Raw genomic sequence first — 16,623 nt, 5'->3', positions numbered from 1 at the left:
TTTTTATCTTATATTCGACAACAGATGTTTTAGTTCACAATAAAAAAGGTAGATAATAGTGTTTAATTTTTTATTTTCTCGCCATCATTCTAGCAAGATAAGTTGAACCATTAAAATTAATTTTTATTGAATTCTTACAATAAAAAATATTTGATTTAGCTGAATAAGTAGTATTCATTATCTATAATTCAAACATAATCTATTTTCATTCTTTGAATTGATCTTTGCCAATTTCTTGGGAATCTTTTGAGTTTCCAAGAAATCCTTGATAGTAAGATAAATTTACTGGGACAAATCTTTGCGCGCCGATTGCTTCGATCCAACCTTTCTTAATCTTTGAAAAAACGATTGGATTCTCGATATGGAGCGATGTCAATAACTGTTTCAGCATCTCTTGAAAATCTTTATCAAGTGATTTATTAAACAGTACGGGTCCTAGGGGGATCGGATCGGACATCTGGATAAGTCTTATTTTACTGTTATTACCATTTTTTTCTATATAATCAGTATATTCTGAACTTCCAAACGCCGCCATTTCAGCACGACCATCAATCACATGTTCTAGTGCTGACCTGTGAGACCCCGCATAATATACCTTACCAAAATGAGATTCAACTGTTTTAATTCCTTTTTTGCCCAAAACTGATCTTGGGATCAAATTTCCCGAGGTAGACTCTGGATTGACCAATGCAAGGCTAATTCCTTTATACATATTAATATCTGTTAAGGAAACAATCTTGGAACCAAGGGGAACAACAAAAGCGGTCCTGTACTTCACAGAAGAATTTTCTGTCGAAAGAGTTAGGACTTCCATCATGTGGTGCTTATGGAGCCCATTATTCAGCAGTAAGTTTCCCATAGTGCTAATGAATGATATATCGACGCTATCTTGGGAAATAGCTACAATAAGATCATTTATATTTTTATAACTTATGAGCTGAACCTTCCTGCCAAATTTTGTTTCAATAAGGTCGGCCAAAGGACGTAGGTTTTCTATTCTCGAGTTTTCCCCATAGGTATAAGTTGCTATTCTGATTGGTTCAGATATTTGATTGCTTGCCAAAACTTTTAAAGTCATGAAAGAGATCAAAAGGTACAGAAAAATTATTTTGTATTTAGTCCCGATCTGATTTGAACAAAAATTCATATTGCTAATTTTTGTTTTAAAGATCACCGAATTTTTGACAGTTAAATCATTAAATCGACAAACGGTCCGATTTGATAGATTAAACAATCTTTTGGACCAACGACTAGCTCTGGCAAGTTATTCGGACATATTGTGCAAAGAATTTCTCTTTTTGAAAATAGGGTACTTAATATCACTTTTCTGACAATTTTAGACTTTGGGGAAGCCTTTCATAAATGCTCGGGCTTCACTTTGTCTGGCTCCTATTGACTTTGTCGCCCTAATTGGTCCGTTGGTCGAAAGTAGGTTTTAAGAATGAGCTTTGAAATTTATAATTGTGTAAAAATCATTAAGCAATGAAGTATTTATCCTTCTTACTTATTTTTCTTGTTCTTTCATGTACGAAAGAAAAGGATCCTTCTAGGGAAGAACCTGTACCAATTGTTTCAGATCCCATAAAGCGGGAAAAAGGAACCGTTTTAGGAGACGGCGTCACTAAGAACATCGGAGCAACAGGAGGATTTCTGGAACTGGGGGGACAGGTACATCTTGAGGTGCCACCAGGGGCTGTAGAGGAACCAACACAATTTAGTATACAACCCATTAGCAATACCCATGACGAACTTTCTGAAAAGCCTGCCTTTAGACTTTTACCTGAAGGTCAAATTTTTAAGAAGCCTGTCAAGATAACCTTTAACCACGATCCTCTAGGTTTTGGCAATCCAATTTCCAGAATGATCGCTTTCCAAAGTAATGATGGTGTTTGGTGCGGGGTTTCAACAGCTCTTGATAGTAAGACCAAAAACGTCAGTACGACTACCACTCATTTCAGTGACTGGGTATGGTTTGATCAGGTCACACTTCGAAAGGACAAAGAATCTGTGGGAAGTGGGGGAGAAGTTAAACTGAAACTGATGGAGCAGATACTTGGGGCATTGAATGCGAACAACCACATCGACAGTGTTCCTCTAGCTGCATTGGAGGATATCGGTAGATCAAAGGATATTCTGGTGAAGAACTGGAAAATTATTTCAGGTGCCGGAATGCTTTCCCCTAAGATCAATTCCAGTATGGTCCTGGGAGATGCGATTTATTATGCGCCCCATAATATAGTCAAAACTGAAGATGTCGAAATCCAGGTGGAAGTAGAAAGTAAAAATGGATATATCAGGGATCCAAAAGCACCTAATGGCAAACGGAAATTCGGGAAATTAATTTTATTGACCAAGATCCGTCTGGAGAAGGAAACGTATTTCTATCTAAATATTGGAGGTAAGCTTCTAGATCTTTCTGAAGGATTGAGTGGCGCGGTCATGGGCGGACAGATATCAGTGGGGTCCCAGGACGAAAAAGGAAATCATCAGGTGACATTGTTCTGCTTTGGTACAGAGACAGGAAGTTATCCTGGTGGAAACGCAGCAGGTCAATCATTTCTTGGAGTTTCTATTTTAGAAGGCGGAACACCAAAGATGTTTACCAATGTGTACTTGGAATGTGGCACCGGGGAACATAAATACGGAGGAAACACGCGGATAACCAGCACGAGAGGGTTTATCACGGGCACCTATAACGGACCTGTGTACTATAGCAACAAGGGGTGTGGGATTACCGAAAGAAGGGATGTAATGATCGATTTCAAAATAAAATCCATCTGATAATGAGGTAAATGTCGCCTTGGTTCGGATGATGTGGATTAATCCATACTGGTTAGAGAATAAAAGGTTTGATTCTTGGAAGGTACGACCTCCCTATGATAATCTCAGGTCCATCTTCCATAAAAAGAGAGGTGCTGGATCCTGTCTTCACTAAGCGTTCGATTTTCGAGAGGTTGACAATAAAGGACCTATGTACTCGTAAGAAAAGGAAGGGGTCAAGTTTCTGAATGATCTTGCTGATTCCTAAAGAACTGATCCACTCCCGATCTTCTGTATATAGTACCGTATAGTCCCGGGCGGCCTTGATGTACCGGATCTGGGAACTTTCTATTCGGGAGAATCCGTTTGCGCAAGGCACAAAAAGATAAGGATGTTGTGGAACAGAATCCTTTTCGCCAGGTAGATGTAAATCGATGAGCTTTCTGATGGTCCGTTCCAAACGTTCCTTCTCCATGGGTTTGCACAGAAAGTCCAAGGCGTCGAGGTCATATGCGTCTTGGGCATGTAATCTGTTGGATGAGGTAATAATTATCTGCGGAGAATTATATCTATCCTTGCGCATTTCAAAAGGATTAGATCCCCAGAGATTAAGATCGAGAAAGATGACATCGGGTAATATGCTGTCTATCAATATGGTGGTTTCCCTCCAGCAGGCGGTTTCTACAATATTATTTATTCCAGGGACCTGGGCTAACCTCTCTCGGACCATTATTTTTGTAGAAGGATCAGGATCTGCAATAAGGATTGTGTACATAAAAAAATAATAAGTTCAATTAACAAATATATCCCAAGTTAACGATGCATATCCTCGAACAAATGCCTAGATCTGCAGATTACGTACAATCACGTAGAAACCATTTATAACATTGCTGGACGAACCATTTTACCTTGTTTGAAATGATACTTAGTAAACCTTTATTCATTTTTATGACCTTAATGATGATGTTATCACAAGGCAGTGTCTTCGCCAGGGATACCACTGCGGTATTGAATTTTATTGATCAGGCAAAAGAAATGCAGAGGGTTGGAAGGACGGATTCAGCTGAATATTATTTCAACCAGGCAAACAAGCTTTCCAAGCTAATAAATTATGATACTGGCAGGCTATTGGCTTTGGGTAATTACAGCGTCTTTTTGTATGAACAACTTCGCTATATTGAAGCGTTATCTTTTGCCCAACAATCGCTAGGTTTAAGCTTGAAAATGAAGAACAAGGCAAGGGCTGCGGCAGCCTATAACAACATTTCTCTGCAGTATCAGGCAATGGGGAAATTGGAAAATGCAGCTGAAAACTTGGTAAAGGGATTAGAAATATCCTCTGGAATCAAACATCCAAGCCATCGGGACTTATCCGATCGTCGGAAATATTATAACAACCTAAGTTCTCTTATGCTTGATCTGAATGATGTTAAAAAGGGGCTTGAATATGCTTGGGAATCACATAAGCTCGCTCAAAAGTTAAATGACACATTAGCTATGGGCAGGAGTCTGGTCAACATCGTGGTGGCCGAGGCAATGTCCAGGGATTTTGATTCTGCAGAGCGGCATGCCCTTCGATTAATGGAAATCGCGTTGAAACATGGTGATATACAGATGGAGATTAAAGCCCATAATAATCTTGGTGATATCTACCGTATGCAGAAAAAGTATAATAAATCTTTGCAGAGTTTCAGGAAAGCGGGAGCCCTTTTGTCCAATGAATTTCCAGGAAATGAGGTTTATGTTCTGTCAGGAATGTCCTTGGTCAACAAAGACATGGGAAATTTCGCCCTAGCGGAAAGCTATTATCACAAAGCAATAGAACTTGGCAAGGAACAATTACCTAAATCACAGCTCCTTGAGCTTTACCTTTCAGGTTCTGAAATCAAAGAAGGAATAGGGAAATTTAGAGAGGCACTTGAATTGCTCAAGATGTACCGATCCTTGGCCGATTCCCTCAAGGATAGGGAGACTCATCGCTCGATTCAGGAACTTGAACTGAAATACAGAACCATGGAAAACCGTAAGATTATTGCCGAAAGGGATCTTGTGATTGCTAAGCAAAATACGGTTATTGAGCGAAATAGCAAGTGGGTTACTATTTCCATTTCTATAGCTGTTTTACTTTCCTGGGGCTTAATATTTATGCGCTTAGTGGGAATCCAAAAGCGAAAGAGGTTGAAATTAAATTACGAGAGACATCTGCTGGAAGCACAGCTTAATGGCGAGGAAATGGAGAGGGAACGAACCGCAAAGGAATTACATGATGGAGTTGCCAGTATACTTTCCGCGACGAAAATAAAGGTTCACAATGCGAACGTAACTGGCCAGGAGAAAAGGGCACTGTTTGAAATCGGTGAGCTGATAGAAGTGGCCGTCCGGGAGATCAGAAACATATCCCACAATCTCGCACCCGAATTTCTACTTAGAGAAGGACTTGCTTGTGCAATAGAATCTTTCTGCCAACGAGTAAAAGGCGGTGAACTTTCCATAGATTTTTATCTTATTGGCGATGTTCCCAAGTTTGACCGAACCGTAGAATTGACGCTGTATAGAACTGTTCAAGAGGCTGTCACCAATATTATCAAACATTCAGGAGCAACCGAAGGGATTGTGCAGCTTGAGGGAAGCAGCAATATCTTGAGGATAACGGTTGAGGACAATGGCATAGGTTTTAACAAAAATACGCTCTCGGGGAAGGGATTGGGATTAAGCGGCCTTACGTGCAGGGTTTCAAACGTTGGCGGAACAATTGAAATCCATTCTTCGCCTGGTCAGGGTACAACAATCTATATTGAGATCACTTCCCAATAATATATATGGAATGAGGTAACATACGGTAATTTCTTTTCTGGGTAGAAGTACGGTATAAAGAAATTTGGAAGATAATTTACTTTGTAGAAAAATAAAATATATGACAACAATTGGAATTGTGGATGACCACCCCCTAATCATAGAAGGTCTTGTGCAGATGTTGGACACATTCGGGCAGTTTGAGGTTGTGCTAAAAGCCCATAATGGAGAAGACCTTCTTTCTGCATTGGGAACAACCGTTCCAGATGTACTTTTGCTCGATATTGAGCTCCCTGACATCGAAGGTACAGCACTCTGTTCAAGTGTGCTTGAGAAATGTCCTGAGTTACCTATTATTGCCCTTACAAATCATGACGAGGTCCTTTACGTAAGGAAGATGATGAGGAATGGTGCAATGGGCTATCTTTTGAAGGGAACTGATCAGCAGGGGCTTGTTGAAGCAATTAATAGCGTAATATCCGGCAAACAGTTTATTGATAGGGAGATCGAGCGATCAATAATAAATCTAGCTATTACGGGAAGGAATGCTGCGTTGAACGTGAAGCTAACAAACCGCGAATGTGAAATATTAGCACTGATCGCTCACGAACATTCCAATCAGGAAATCGCTGACAGGCTCTTTCTCAGTGTGCGTACTGTAGAGTCACACCGTCATAGCCTGAACCAAAAGCTCAACATCAAAACTGCTGCAGGATTGGTCAGGGAGGCCTACTTGAGGGGGCTTATCTGATCTGACCCTCTTTGCCCAAGTCCCTTCCTTATACGGCTCAGACTGTCCTGATGGATGCCCAAAAGGGAAGCTATGTATTTCTGGGGTACACATTGGATCACTTTTGGTTGAGTTTCCATCAATTTGTAGTAGCGCTCTTCGGCGGTCATACACCTTGATTCTACCTGATTGTCTTGGAGCCAATTTAGGAGGCGGTCCATGATGGCCATTTCCATGGCTATCATTCTGGGGATTTCTTCCTTGAGTAACGTAACGCTGGTTAGATCCCAGACAAGGACTTCCATTTCGCTGAGTGATTCTAGGGCACATGTGGATTCTTGTCCATTCTGTAGTAGAAGTGGGGTGGAGAGAAAATAATTGGTCGATTCGATTCCCAGAGTATGGTCCACACCATCTTGGACACGGAAAAGACGGGCAATGCCCTTGATCATGAAATACATTTTTTTAACTAATTTTCCTTGTTCCATCAAGACAGTGTGAGGTGGAAATACCATGTGTTGTGTGTTTTTCCTAATGATTTCAAACTCATCACGGGTGAAGGAAATGTTATATTGCTGTGCAAAATAACATGCTTGATTGAAATGTTTTCTGTCAACCATATTGTTAGTAATATCAAAGAGAAAATAATAATACAATATAACAAAAATGCTCAAGCCGGCCAATTCCTGACATTTGTCAGGTCCATACGCCTATTATGTTCACTACTTTTATAGTTTATTAAAGCTTAGAATAATGGTAAAGCAATCAGTACTCATCGCAGATAGGGATGTCTCATTTAGGCAGGAGCTTCGCAAAATGATCGTTTCTTTGGATTATCCTGCTATATTTCATGAAACTTGCAATGGTCTGGAATCTGTACGATTTATTGACTGTTTACAGCCTTCGGTTGTATTCATCAATGCATCACTACCCGGTTTAGCAGGATTCGATGTTCTTAAGAAGATCAATCACGATCCAATTTCTGTAATAATTTCTGACAATCCAGAGGATGCCGTCAGGGCAATTGATCATGGGGCCTCGGGGTACCTTCACCGACCTATCTGTACTGAAAATCTTAAACGGACTTTGGTTCGTATTGGTTCTTCCGAAGTGGCAAGACCAATTTCTTCGGGCAATGGAAATGGATACCCGGGGAGCATATTTTTGGAAAAAGGTGGCAGATTAAAAAAAGTGAATGTATCTGAAATCACCTATTTGCGAGCGGACCGAGACTATACCTGGATCTATACTGCCGACGATAACGCTTATCTCAGTAACCATGGTATTGGTGTTCTAAGTCAAAAGCTTGATCCGGATAAGTTTTTGAGGGTTCACCGATCCTATATGGTTAATCTGGAACATGTGAATGAACTTTATAAGGATATTCGGAGATTATATCTCTTAGTGACCGGCGAGATCGAGATTGGGGTAGGCAAACAGTATATCCCAAGGGTCCGTGAGCTCATTTTCTGATAAAGTCAAATGTACAACATACATAATATCCGTAGTTTTACGCATTATAAATTTGTGGTAGATCAACGGTAAAGAGTTCCATCCAATTGTGGGAAATTTGGGTAGAATTTTTTCACCTAAACATGACAAAACTAAAATTGCTCGTTATTCTGGGTAGCCTGATCCTGGTATTTGAATCTTGTCGCACGGATCTTCCTACCCTTTCCTATTTTCAATCTCTGCCAAATGGTTATACTATTTTCGAAAAAGGAGATACCTCCTCTTTTGGTGTGAAATATGATCTTCTAAATAGGGTCGTATCCTACAGTTCTCCTACTGAACAAGAATTTATCAACTTTATTTACGATTTTTTTGGAAGGCTTTATGAGATTGAAATTATAGAAGAAGACAAAACTCAGAAGATGGAAATAAAATATTCCAAAAATGATGAACCAGTCAGTGCTGTTGTTTCCATATCAAAAAAGGGGGAAAACAGTGTCTCAGCAAGGAAGTTCATTGATTATGAATTGAAGGATGGAAAGGTGGTGGGTATGAAAGTTCTTGAAACAGGGGGCTCTGCTCACGAAGTTCGTTTGGACTATGCTGGCGATGATCTTGTAAGGGTGACTTCAATCGGAAACGCTGGATTCGTATCTCATGAATTTGAACTTGGAAGGAAAAGGTCTCCTTTTGCATCGGCCAGGTTCAGACATGTCCTTAATGCTGAGCTGCCTCCCATTTTTTATTCCACTAAAGAATATACGGGCCATACGATATTACTCTCCGAGGGATTGACCATATCATCAAAGATTGAAAACCATACTGATCCAAAGGGAACCTTCCTCTGGATAAGGGATTCTATCGAAATACTTAGAAGAAACGCCTTCACACCTCTGGGTCCGGGTCAAACCATAAAGGATCCACTATTTAACCTTTGATAGTATTTGGAATCTTATTTTCATTGAAAATGAAATCGTAAAGAGATATTGTTTTTGCCCTTTCCTTATGGAGCGCTGCCGTGACCAGGCATCAGTGTCTGACCCCCATTTATAATACTTTGGCAGGTCAGACAAAGCTGTCCTGTATTGAACTTTTTATCTATGTTCGCTGCTGCTCGCTCTTGGCTCCGCCACCCTGATAACTACGGTCGTTCTTGTCACCTTTTGTAAAACGGTATCTAAAAGAAAGGCTTAGGGTCCTTGAATCGCGCAGAGTAGAGAAGGTCGCATAGGTTCCTGCAAGATAGCCTATTTCGCCAGTGTTGATTTCACTGTGGAAAATATCATTTAGAGCGAGATTAAAGGAACATCCGGCATTCATTTTGAAATTGATGGCAGAATTTACTCTGGTGCGTTTCTTCATGGAAAACTGGGCGAATTCCTGACTTCCCTGATGTTCTCCGTCCACCTGGAAGGTCCATTTTTCGGAAGGTTTATAGCTAAGTGATGGCCTGATCAACATAAATGTTCCTTTGCTATCCAGGTGCTGTCCAAAGATTTGACTTTTGGTATGGAGCAGATGTATTGCAGTATGTCCGATAAGGGTGAACTTTTCTATCGGGCTATAAGTAATATTGAGCGTGGCGCTCAATGTCGTCAAGGTTCCCAGATTGCCCTGCTGACTGTAATAGATTCCATCCTCGATACGAATGGTTTCGCTCATAAGGTCCTTAACATTTGCATAGGCGAGCGTGAAATCGACAAGTGGCTGAAAATTATAGGAAAGCTCTGTCTGATTTATGAAGGAGGGCCTTAGGTAAGGTGTACCTAGGTAATAGGTATATTTGTCAAATGGGGTCACGAATGGATTCAACCAGGCATAATGTGGACGATCTATCCGTCTTCCATAATTCAGGCTTATGGTATGTTTGCTCTCATCTGATGGCCTGTACTGGAGGTATAAGGTGGGGAAAAAGTCAAAGTGCCTTCTGTTGAACGAAGAATCTGGCTTAGTTCCATTGCCCAGTAGGAGGCCACTTGAGATGGTTCCTTCAAATCGCAAGCCGGCCTGATAACTCCATTTCCCAAATTTTCCATCAATACTCGTGAAGGCTGAGTGGATAGATTCCTTGAACCGGAAATGGTTCGTCTTTTCTATGTCGACAATCATGTCGTCTTGGAATACTCTATAAAAGTTCGCGTCGTTATCGGTGAGTGTACTGCTGGTTTTGAGTCCTGATGACATATGTATGGTCTTGCCAAAGGGATGGACGTAATCTGCCTTTGCAGAATAGATTCGGATATCGTTAGGTACCCTTCCCAGCTGTGATTCGAAGGCGGTTGCTTCACCTCCGGGGAGATAGGTGGAATTATCGAAATGCTGCTTGTTGTTACCCGAATATTTAAGGAAATCAAGGTCAATGGTAAGTTTTTGCCCGGATCCATGTTTTTTATAACGGTAATTGATATTTGCTCCTAGGTTCGAAAATGTACGGTCTTCGATGTTGTTGGCGATTAAGGTTGAGTCAGGGTTTTGGGGATTTGACATAAATCGGCTTTCTCCTAAGGATTTCAGTTCGAGCGGAGAGGATCTCAGGTTCAAGTTGACACCTATGGTGCTCTTGTCATCCATAAAATAATCCGCTCCCAGCCGGCCAGATAGGGAAGTCCCTTTTCTCCTTATCCAGGTATCCTGCGAAAATATGGGAGAGGTGAGGGCTTGTCCACCCTCGAATTTACGAAGAATATCCAGATCGGTATAGGTGTTCGTTGTCGAAAATGAAGTAGTGGCCGACATTGCCCATTTGTCAGTATTGAATGCGAAATCGCCATTATTGATTGTCTGTCCATATTTACCTTGCTGATAGGCAATGCTCACCCCTCCATGTAAACCTTTAGATCGATATCTTTTGGTATGGATTGCGATGATTCCCCCACTTCCCGCAGCGTCATAGTTTGCCGGTGGATTTGTCATCAGTTCAATTCGGTCGATCTGGGCTACCGGAACAGTACGTAGAAATTCTCGTAGCTGCTCACCGACAAGGTTGGTTGGTCGGTCATCAATATATACGGTAACACCTGATTTTCCCGACAGACGGATGTTTCCGCTCTGATCGAGCTGTACACCGGGTGATTTTTCGAGTGCCTCCAGGGCTGAGCCACCGGTACTGGACAACATGATATCTGGATTTACTACCGTTCTGTCGTGACGTTTTTCGATATAAGCCCTATCTGCGGTTACAGTCACCTCAGCTAAATTGCTGGAGCTGGGCTCCATCGCGATGTTCAGTTCTGTAGTTGTGGTTTTTTTTATCAGGATAGAATCTTTAGACCAGGGATGAAACCCCATCATCTTACTTCTAACCTGGTAATATATTCCAGCAGCCAGCTTTCCGAAAACAAAATGGCCGGAGGAGTCTGAACTTACAGTGGTAATATGGTTTCCATTTTCCTGTTGGAAGATTTCGATTGTTGCCGCTTGTATTGGAACTTTCTGCAAATCGGTAACCCGACCCTGGATCTGCTGTCCGAGAACCCAAGTTGAAAACAAAGTGAATATGGCTAATAATGGGTATATTTTTTTCATGAATATTGTGAGGATTTTTGTTCTAGGCAAAAGATATAAAAATGGGAAAATTCACTTTAAGTAAGTTTGACAAACGGCGGAAATTATCGATAAATCTGAATTTTTCCACCCGAACCATTCATTTATTGGTGTTACCTATACGGTTTTAAGTTTTGCATTAGCTCGGTCATCTTACCTAGGGTAAGCCCAAATCCGTCCGTGATATCCCAGATAACGTCCTGGATCTGGTTATGTATCTTCATCCATTGGGGAACTACGTAATCTTCCTCGTGCGCAGCTACAGGATCCCAATGCGCATTGACCTTAAGTCCAGGATGCCCTTTCAGCAAGTCAAGAAGTTTGAGCAAGCTAGGGTCTGAGGTAACGATAAATTTAGGATAATTGTTTCTTGATATGGGAAATACCTGTTCGGGTCCGATGTTATCATACCAGGGCATGGATCTGTTTTTGTTCACACATGCCATTCCAATATAGACTGTGGTTGTATCCCGGCCCCCACCGTACCGTTCGGTTGGCGGGACGGTGATCAGGTATTTTTCTATACTGAGTCCGTTCTGCTTGTCGTGGATCCTGCTTACCCCGATCAGCCCGGCAGGGAGTTCTACGGTGACTGGAGGAGTGCCCGGCATCCTGTCGTTTACGAAATTGATGTCCACATAGAAAAAATTGGCATGAGCATAAAGTTTGCGCAGGTCGGGGTCAAAAGGATGGTATTTGCGTTCTACGATCCGGATTCCTTGCGGTAGCGTTAGTGCCGCACCCAAAGGTTCCTCCTGGCTGTCTCCAAGTCCAGGGTTTCCATTAGAAGGGGAAATAACGATTTTTTGGTCATGCTGTTCCGGCGCAAAGGGATCGTCTTTTTCGCATGATGTCAACAACAAAAATAATGCTGCCGGGTACAATAAATTTTTTATCATGGTTTTGTATTATATTCTAACTTAAAACAATTGTCGCATTGAGCGGGAATCTGCGGCTCAAAGTCAAGGATTAGTTCGGTTGCAAAGCTATCCTCGGTGTTCCATCTGCGGAGTTTCAGGGTTTGGCTATTATAGCGGGCGGTGATCTTATATCGGCCGATGGGGACATCTAGAATTTGATGTCCGTCTGTAGCGTACCTTTCCAAGATCTGTCCCTGTGAACCATCAATTAGGTTGCCCTGTGGTGTAAGGGTAAACTTGATCTTGTCAGTTTCCAGATAGATTCCCGGAAAGTTATCGATGGTTACCGTTCCCCCATAATTTCCAGTTAAAGGAGCTGCTTTCTGACCGGAGAGCTTCCATGTGAAATTACGGACAGCACCCTCTGGTCCAAACCCCGTTGGTTCCTGGGGATGTAAATAGCATTGATAGATCTTTCCGTTAAACTGTATTTTGTGGATTGCAAATGCATACCAGCTTCCGGTTTTTGGTAGGGGCAGAGTATAGTTCCCTTCAGGTGTCGTTTTTGTGGACAAGTTGCTGTTGAAAAATATACTATTGTCCACGATGATCTGTACCCCCGGTATCGTTGAACCAGCCTGGTCCCTTACTGTTCCACTGACCTTTCCGGTATTTTCGGGGGCTATGTCCCTTTTGCCGCACCCCAGAGCGGAGGCCAAAAATAATAGATAGAAGATTCTCATAATAACAAAAGTAGACTTACTAATACTTGATTTTTAGAGTAGTATTTCTTAAAAAACAGACCTCAGTAGTAACACTTAAATGAAATGAATTCAATGAGGATCGGTCATAGGCTACGTAAATTTCATGTTAGGTAGTAGTACTTAATTATTGCGGTCTGAATCACGATAAATTTGCAAAGTCAACTTGGGTAATCCCTTTGCTGAAGAGTGAAATTTAAATCTTAAATAATTAATAAAATATGAATAAAATGAAAACAATCGGAGCGGCTGCAATTTTCCTGCTGCTGGGTGGTAGCAATTCTTTTGCGCAGTCTTTTAATAAAGGCGACAAGTTATTAAATGCCGGTGTGGGCATTGGAGGAGGCTTGGGTATCCCTGTAGGGGTTAGTTATGAGCATGCTGTCTCTAACCGAATTAGTGTTGGAGGATATCTTGCCTACGCTAGAAAGAAGGAAAGCTATAACGAATCTGGTGAATGGAAATATAGCTATATCTTGGCTGCTGGAAGAGGATCCTACCACCTGAAGGTAAATTCAGAAAGGTTCGATCCGTATGGTGGTGTGATGCTAGGTTATAACGTGGCATCTGTGAAGTGGTCGGGAGATGGATCTCAGCCCGTTTCCGCATCCGCTGGAGGATTTATGTGGGGCGTTCATATCGGAACTAGATATTGGGCTTCGCAAAAGGTAGGCGCATTTGCTGAGCTTGGTTATGGTGTTACGGTGCTGAACGTGGGAGTTGCATTTAAATTATAATCATGTTGGTCTCCCTGAGAGTACATTTATTGGAAAATTAGAGCCGTTGATCGAAAAGGTTGTTTGTCCAACCAGATCCATTATATTTTTGTCTTCTAAGGACCATTAATATCATAATCATATGAAAATTCCAATATCAAAACCATTTATAGTATCAATGACTTGGATCAGTATACTCGCTTGCCTATCCATGGAAGCAAGTGCCCAGTCCATATTAAAAAAAATAAAAGGTAAGGTAGAGAATACGGCAACTCGGAAAGTACTTGAGCAGACCGAGAAGGCATTGGAAAAGGGCATGGACAAGGTAGTCGAATCTGCGGTAAAAGGCAGATCCAAAAATGGAGAGGAGGATTCAGGGGAATCTATGAATAAGACTGAAGAAGTAGCCAAGCGCATAGGGTCGTTCAGTAAGTACGATTTCATCCCCGGCGATACCGTCTTATATGCCAACGACTTTGGATCCGAAGCTCTAGGCGAGCTTCCCTCAGGATGGAACAGCAACAGGAGCTCGGTAATCGTATCTCTGGACGGAATTCCTGGAAAATGGCTTAGGTTGGCTCAGAACAGCGTGTCCTTAACTGATAATGAAAACTCTTTAGGAATTGATTTTACAGTCGAGTTTGATTTAGTGCTGGACATCGACTTCAAGGGGTGGCTGCCACCATCGTTCCAGTTTGGTCTTCTTGCATCAGGGAAAGATTCGCCGGTTTCAAACAAACTGCTAATCGATCCCAAAGGGACAAAATCGTTCTATATGGAGATCTCGCCTCTCTCGGACGCGGGGAATATCAATCTGGAGAGCCATGTTGGGTATGTTCGTCATTTCCACAGCGCTCCCGAGAGGAATTCTGCCGTAAAGAGTTGGTATGGCAGGCCGGTCCATGTAGCGATCCAGGGTCAAAAGGAGCGTTTGCGTATCTGGGTCGATGGCCAAAAGATTTATGATGTCCCTAAAGGGATAGCCAAGGATGGAACCATGAATCAGCTGTTCTTGCGCTTGGGCAGCAGTCCCTATAAGGATGAGCAGGTCGGTGTTTTTATAGGTAATATAAAGATTGCAAAGGGCATGGCCGATCCCAGACAAAAACTCCTTAATGAAGGTAGATTTGTTACCACGGGTATTTTGTTCGAAAGCGGTTCGGCTTCCATAAAACCAGAATCTGCTGGGATATTGAGATCAATTGCTGCCTTTCTAGAGCAGGAAGCAGAGATCCATCTCAATATTGTGGGTCACACCGATGCTGCTGGAGATGAGACGAGCAATTTCGTGCTTAGTCAAAAGCGTGCAGAAGCGGTAAAAGATTGGATTGTGACAACTTCCGCAATTAATGGAGAAAGGCTGATTACCTCTGGTAAAGGGGAGACAGAACCGGTCTCCGAAAATGCGACGGCATCTGGTCGGGCCCAGAACAGAAGGGTTGAATTTATTAAGAAATGAGATGTTCAGGAATGTAATATTTATTTTTTATGTAGTCATACTTTTTGGATGTAGTCGACCGGATCATAAACCTTCAAAGGAGGAAGATTTAAAGATCGATGTTCTAGGGGCAGCGAGCACCAAAACAACTTCTAATGGAATTCCCACCATTTGGATGGCTGAAGGTGGAAGTAAAACGACATTTATTCCGTTCAATCATGATAAGATCTGGCTTAGTGGCGCCCATGCTCTCCACACCGTCGGTGGCCGCAATATGGTCTATTTTGGCACTGAGCTAATAGATGGAAGGACAAGGGTAGTTTTATTTACTTATGATGGGAAAAAAATACTTTCCGATGTAGTGCGCCTTACGCTGATGACAGATCGAGAGGAATACCTGTATGCTTATCATACCGATGCCCACGGCAACCTCTATCTTTACGCTTCCTCCAAGACAACGGGGAATCGAAACATCAGTTACATATATAAGATTGATAATTTGTTGGGGATTGAGATGGTGAAGATGCCCACGGATATATCATTTGCAATTTTCAAAACCCCAACGGGATTGGTATCGCTCAAGGCCACATACCTACACGGCGCCATAGAAGTTAGTCTTTCCCACCAGTATCGTGGCATTGAGAAGATAATGGTCGATCTGACCGGGTATGGGGAGCTGTACGTCCATTCGGCTTACTATAACCAGATGGGAAGGTTGGTGCTGTTAGTGAGTGCTGTTGGGAATGATGATAAAAAGCCTTCGTACGTATTATTTAGCCTAGACCCTGAGACAAGAAAAGTTTTACGCCATGTACTAAATCTACCTAGCGAAAGATATAGTTTTGGAAAGGGATTGATGGAGGGTAATATACTTTTTGTACCTGGTTGGGAAAGAAGTGCCAACCGAGCCTTTTATTTCCGGATCGATACGCAGAGTGACCTGGGGGAAATACCCGTTAACAGGACTGAACTAGAAACAGATCCACAGCTGTCATTCACCAAGGCTTCTTTTCTACAACGGATAAATGGGGATATTTACGTAGGAGGTGAACAGTTCGGAAAAGGTTGTTATTGGAAGAATGGTAAAATGATCCATCTCGAAAGCGATCCAATTATCATCCGTTCCTATCCGATCCAGTTCTTGCCATATAAAAATTGATTAAAACGGAATGAAACAAAAAAATATAGCTCTTGTCAGGGAACTCTACAGTTCTTTTAACGATGGAAACGATAGCCACATTATTCAATTGTTATCTCAAGATATTCAGTGGAACCAGATGGACGGATTTCCCGGAAGTCGCAGATGTCTCGGAATCTCCGAAGTGCTCGGACATGTTTTTGCGGACCTGCGCTCTGAATGGATGGACTGGCAGTCTGTTGCCAACGAGTTTTTTGCTGATGGTGATACGGTTTTTGTGAAAGGGTATTATTCCGGGATTCATAGGTTGACCCAGAAGGCTTTCAAAGTGCCGTTTATTGGTGAATACAAAATCCATGAAGGAAGAATTTCCGAATTCAATCAATTTACGGATACTTACTGGATTGCTCAGGCCATGGTTGCAGACTGATC

Annotated in this window: 15 protein-coding genes; 9 read left to right on the top strand and 6 right to left on the bottom strand. The window is 42.0% G+C overall.

The genetic code is table 11. The features are described 5' to 3' along the window. Positions 1-205 precede the first annotated feature (205 nt). Positions 206-1,078, bottom strand: a complete 873-nt coding sequence (gene phnD / locus PZ892_RS17615; RefSeq protein ID WP_277711751.1) for a phosphate/phosphite/phosphonate ABC transporter substrate-binding protein — start codon at positions 1,076-1,078, stop codon at positions 206-208. Positions 1,079-1,482: 404 nt separating this feature from the next. Here phnD and PZ892_RS17610 point away from each other — a divergent pair, with 404 nt between their 5' ends. Beyond that, positions 1,483-2,781: a hypothetical protein gene (locus PZ892_RS17610; RefSeq protein WP_182497690.1), complete on the top strand. Its 1,299-nt coding sequence runs from the start codon at positions 1,483-1,485 to the stop codon at positions 2,779-2,781. A gap of 52 nt (positions 2,782-2,833) precedes the next feature. Here the strand turns inward: PZ892_RS17610 and PZ892_RS17605 are convergent, their stop codons facing one another. Continuing rightward, positions 2,834-3,535 carry a LytTR family DNA-binding domain-containing protein gene (locus tag PZ892_RS17605; protein ID WP_277711750.1) on the bottom strand — a complete coding sequence of 234 codons (702 nt, stop codon included), beginning with the start codon at positions 3,533-3,535 and terminating at the stop codon, positions 2,834-2,836. 143 nt (positions 3,536-3,678) lie between these two features. On the opposite strand from PZ892_RS17605, the gene PZ892_RS17600 reads away from it, so the two are divergent. Next, positions 3,679-5,574, top strand: a complete 1,896-nt coding sequence (locus PZ892_RS17600) for an ATP-binding protein (protein WP_277711749.1) — start codon at positions 3,679-3,681, stop codon at positions 5,572-5,574. A 100-nt stretch (positions 5,575-5,674) separates the two neighbouring features. After that, positions 5,675-6,304 carry a response regulator transcription factor gene (locus PZ892_RS17595; RefSeq protein ID WP_277711748.1) on the top strand — a complete coding sequence of 210 codons (630 nt, stop codon included), beginning with the start codon at positions 5,675-5,677 and terminating at the stop codon, positions 6,302-6,304. Here PZ892_RS17595 and PZ892_RS17590 read toward each other — a convergent pair. Next, positions 6,283-6,903, bottom strand: coding sequence for a cyclic nucleotide-binding domain-containing protein (locus PZ892_RS17590; RefSeq protein ID WP_094258340.1), 621 nt, complete (start codon positions 6,901-6,903; stop codon positions 6,283-6,285). The two genes, PZ892_RS17595 and PZ892_RS17590, sit on opposite strands and share 22 nt — an antisense overlap. 133 nt (positions 6,904-7,036) lie before the next feature. On the opposite strand from PZ892_RS17590, the gene PZ892_RS17585 reads away from it, so the two are divergent. Further along, the gene (locus PZ892_RS17585) at positions 7,037-7,756 is read left to right on the top strand and encodes a LytTR family DNA-binding domain-containing protein (RefSeq protein WP_094258339.1); all 720 of its coding nucleotides are present in this window, start codon (positions 7,037-7,039) and stop codon (positions 7,754-7,756) included. Between the two features lie 122 nt (positions 7,757-7,878). After that, positions 7,879-8,673: a hypothetical protein gene (locus tag PZ892_RS17580; protein ID WP_094258338.1), complete on the top strand. Its 795-nt coding sequence runs from the start codon at positions 7,879-7,881 to the stop codon at positions 8,671-8,673. A gap of 160 nt (positions 8,674-8,833) precedes the next feature. Here PZ892_RS17580 and PZ892_RS17575 read toward each other — a convergent pair whose 3' ends face one another. The 3 genes from PZ892_RS17575 to PZ892_RS17565 all read right to left on the bottom strand — a co-directional run bounded on the left by PZ892_RS17575 (position 8,834) and on the right by PZ892_RS17565 (position 12,743). After that, positions 8,834-11,260, bottom strand: coding sequence for an outer membrane beta-barrel protein (locus tag PZ892_RS17575; RefSeq protein WP_094258337.1), 2,427 nt, complete (start codon positions 11,258-11,260; stop codon positions 8,834-8,836). Between the two features lie 131 nt (positions 11,261-11,391). Then, entirely contained in the window at positions 11,392-12,177 is a 786-nt protein-coding gene (locus PZ892_RS17570) for a hypothetical protein (protein WP_094258336.1), read from the bottom strand. Next, entirely contained in the window at positions 12,174-12,743 is a 570-nt protein-coding gene (locus PZ892_RS17565) for a carboxypeptidase regulatory-like domain-containing protein (protein WP_182497687.1), read from the bottom strand. The genes PZ892_RS17570 and PZ892_RS17565 overlap by 4 nt, the downstream gene beginning before the upstream one ends. 386 nt (positions 12,744-13,129) lie before the next feature. Between PZ892_RS17565 and PZ892_RS17560 the strand changes: the two genes are divergently transcribed. The 4 genes from PZ892_RS17560 to PZ892_RS17545 all read left to right on the top strand — a co-directional run bounded on the left by PZ892_RS17560 (position 13,130) and on the right by PZ892_RS17545 (position 16,621). Further along, positions 13,130-13,636 (top strand): hypothetical protein, encoded by a 507-nt coding sequence (locus tag PZ892_RS17560; protein WP_141202140.1) that lies wholly within the window; start codon positions 13,130-13,132, stop codon positions 13,634-13,636. Between the two features lie 121 nt (positions 13,637-13,757). Then, on the top strand, positions 13,758-15,074 hold the full coding sequence (locus tag PZ892_RS17555; protein WP_094258333.1) for an OmpA family protein: 1,317 nt from the start codon (positions 13,758-13,760) through the stop codon (positions 15,072-15,074). After that, complete coding sequence (locus PZ892_RS17550) at positions 15,055-16,212, top strand: hypothetical protein (protein ID WP_277711747.1); 1,158 nt, start codon at positions 15,055-15,057, stop codon at positions 16,210-16,212. Before PZ892_RS17555 ends, PZ892_RS17550 begins: the two co-directional genes overlap by 20 nt. A gap of 10 nt (positions 16,213-16,222) precedes the next feature. Further along, positions 16,223-16,621, top strand: coding sequence for a nuclear transport factor 2 family protein (locus tag PZ892_RS17545; RefSeq protein ID WP_094258331.1), 399 nt, complete (start codon positions 16,223-16,225; stop codon positions 16,619-16,621). The last annotated feature ends 2 nt before the right edge of the window (positions 16,622-16,623 follow it).

Source organism: Sphingobacterium sp. WM (genome assembly GCF_029542465.1).
GTDB lineage: Bacteria > Bacteroidota > Bacteroidia > Sphingobacteriales > Sphingobacteriaceae > Sphingobacterium > Sphingobacterium cellulitidis.
This window is presented reverse-complemented; position numbering and strand designations above follow the sequence as displayed.

What these genes read in the sequence shown, in the direction of transcription:
- phnD (WP_277711751.1), bottom strand. Translation starts at nt 1,078, where the DNA reads ATGACTTTAAAAGTTTTGGCAAGCAATCAAATATCTGAACCAATCAGA.
- PZ892_RS17610 (WP_182497690.1), top strand. Translation starts at nt 1,483, where the DNA reads ATGAAGTATTTATCCTTCTTACTTATTTTTCTTGTTCTTTCATGTACG.
- PZ892_RS17605 (WP_277711750.1), bottom strand. Translation starts at nt 3,535, where the DNA reads ATGTACACAATCCTTATTGCAGATCCTGATCCTTCTACAAAAATAATG.
- PZ892_RS17600 (WP_277711749.1), top strand. Translation starts at nt 3,679, where the DNA reads ATGATACTTAGTAAACCTTTATTCATTTTTATGACCTTAATGATGATG.
- PZ892_RS17595 (WP_277711748.1), top strand. Translation starts at nt 5,675, where the DNA reads ATGACAACAATTGGAATTGTGGATGACCACCCCCTAATCATAGAAGGT.
- PZ892_RS17590 (WP_094258340.1), bottom strand. Translation starts at nt 6,903, where the DNA reads ATGGTTGACAGAAAACATTTCAATCAAGCATGTTATTTTGCACAGCAA.
- PZ892_RS17585 (WP_094258339.1), top strand. Translation starts at nt 7,037, where the DNA reads ATGGTAAAGCAATCAGTACTCATCGCAGATAGGGATGTCTCATTTAGG.
- PZ892_RS17580 (WP_094258338.1), top strand. Translation starts at nt 7,879, where the DNA reads ATGACAAAACTAAAATTGCTCGTTATTCTGGGTAGCCTGATCCTGGTA.
- PZ892_RS17575 (WP_094258337.1), bottom strand. Translation starts at nt 11,260, where the DNA reads ATGAAAAAAATATACCCATTATTAGCCATATTCACTTTGTTTTCAACT.
- PZ892_RS17570 (WP_094258336.1), bottom strand. Translation starts at nt 12,177, where the DNA reads ATGATAAAAAATTTATTGTACCCGGCAGCATTATTTTTGTTGTTGACA.
- PZ892_RS17560 (WP_141202140.1), top strand. Translation starts at nt 13,130, where the DNA reads ATGAAAACAATCGGAGCGGCTGCAATTTTCCTGCTGCTGGGTGGTAGC.
- PZ892_RS17555 (WP_094258333.1), top strand. Translation starts at nt 13,758, where the DNA reads ATGAAAATTCCAATATCAAAACCATTTATAGTATCAATGACTTGGATC.
- PZ892_RS17545 (WP_094258331.1), top strand. Translation starts at nt 16,223, where the DNA reads ATGAAACAAAAAAATATAGCTCTTGTCAGGGAACTCTACAGTTCTTTT.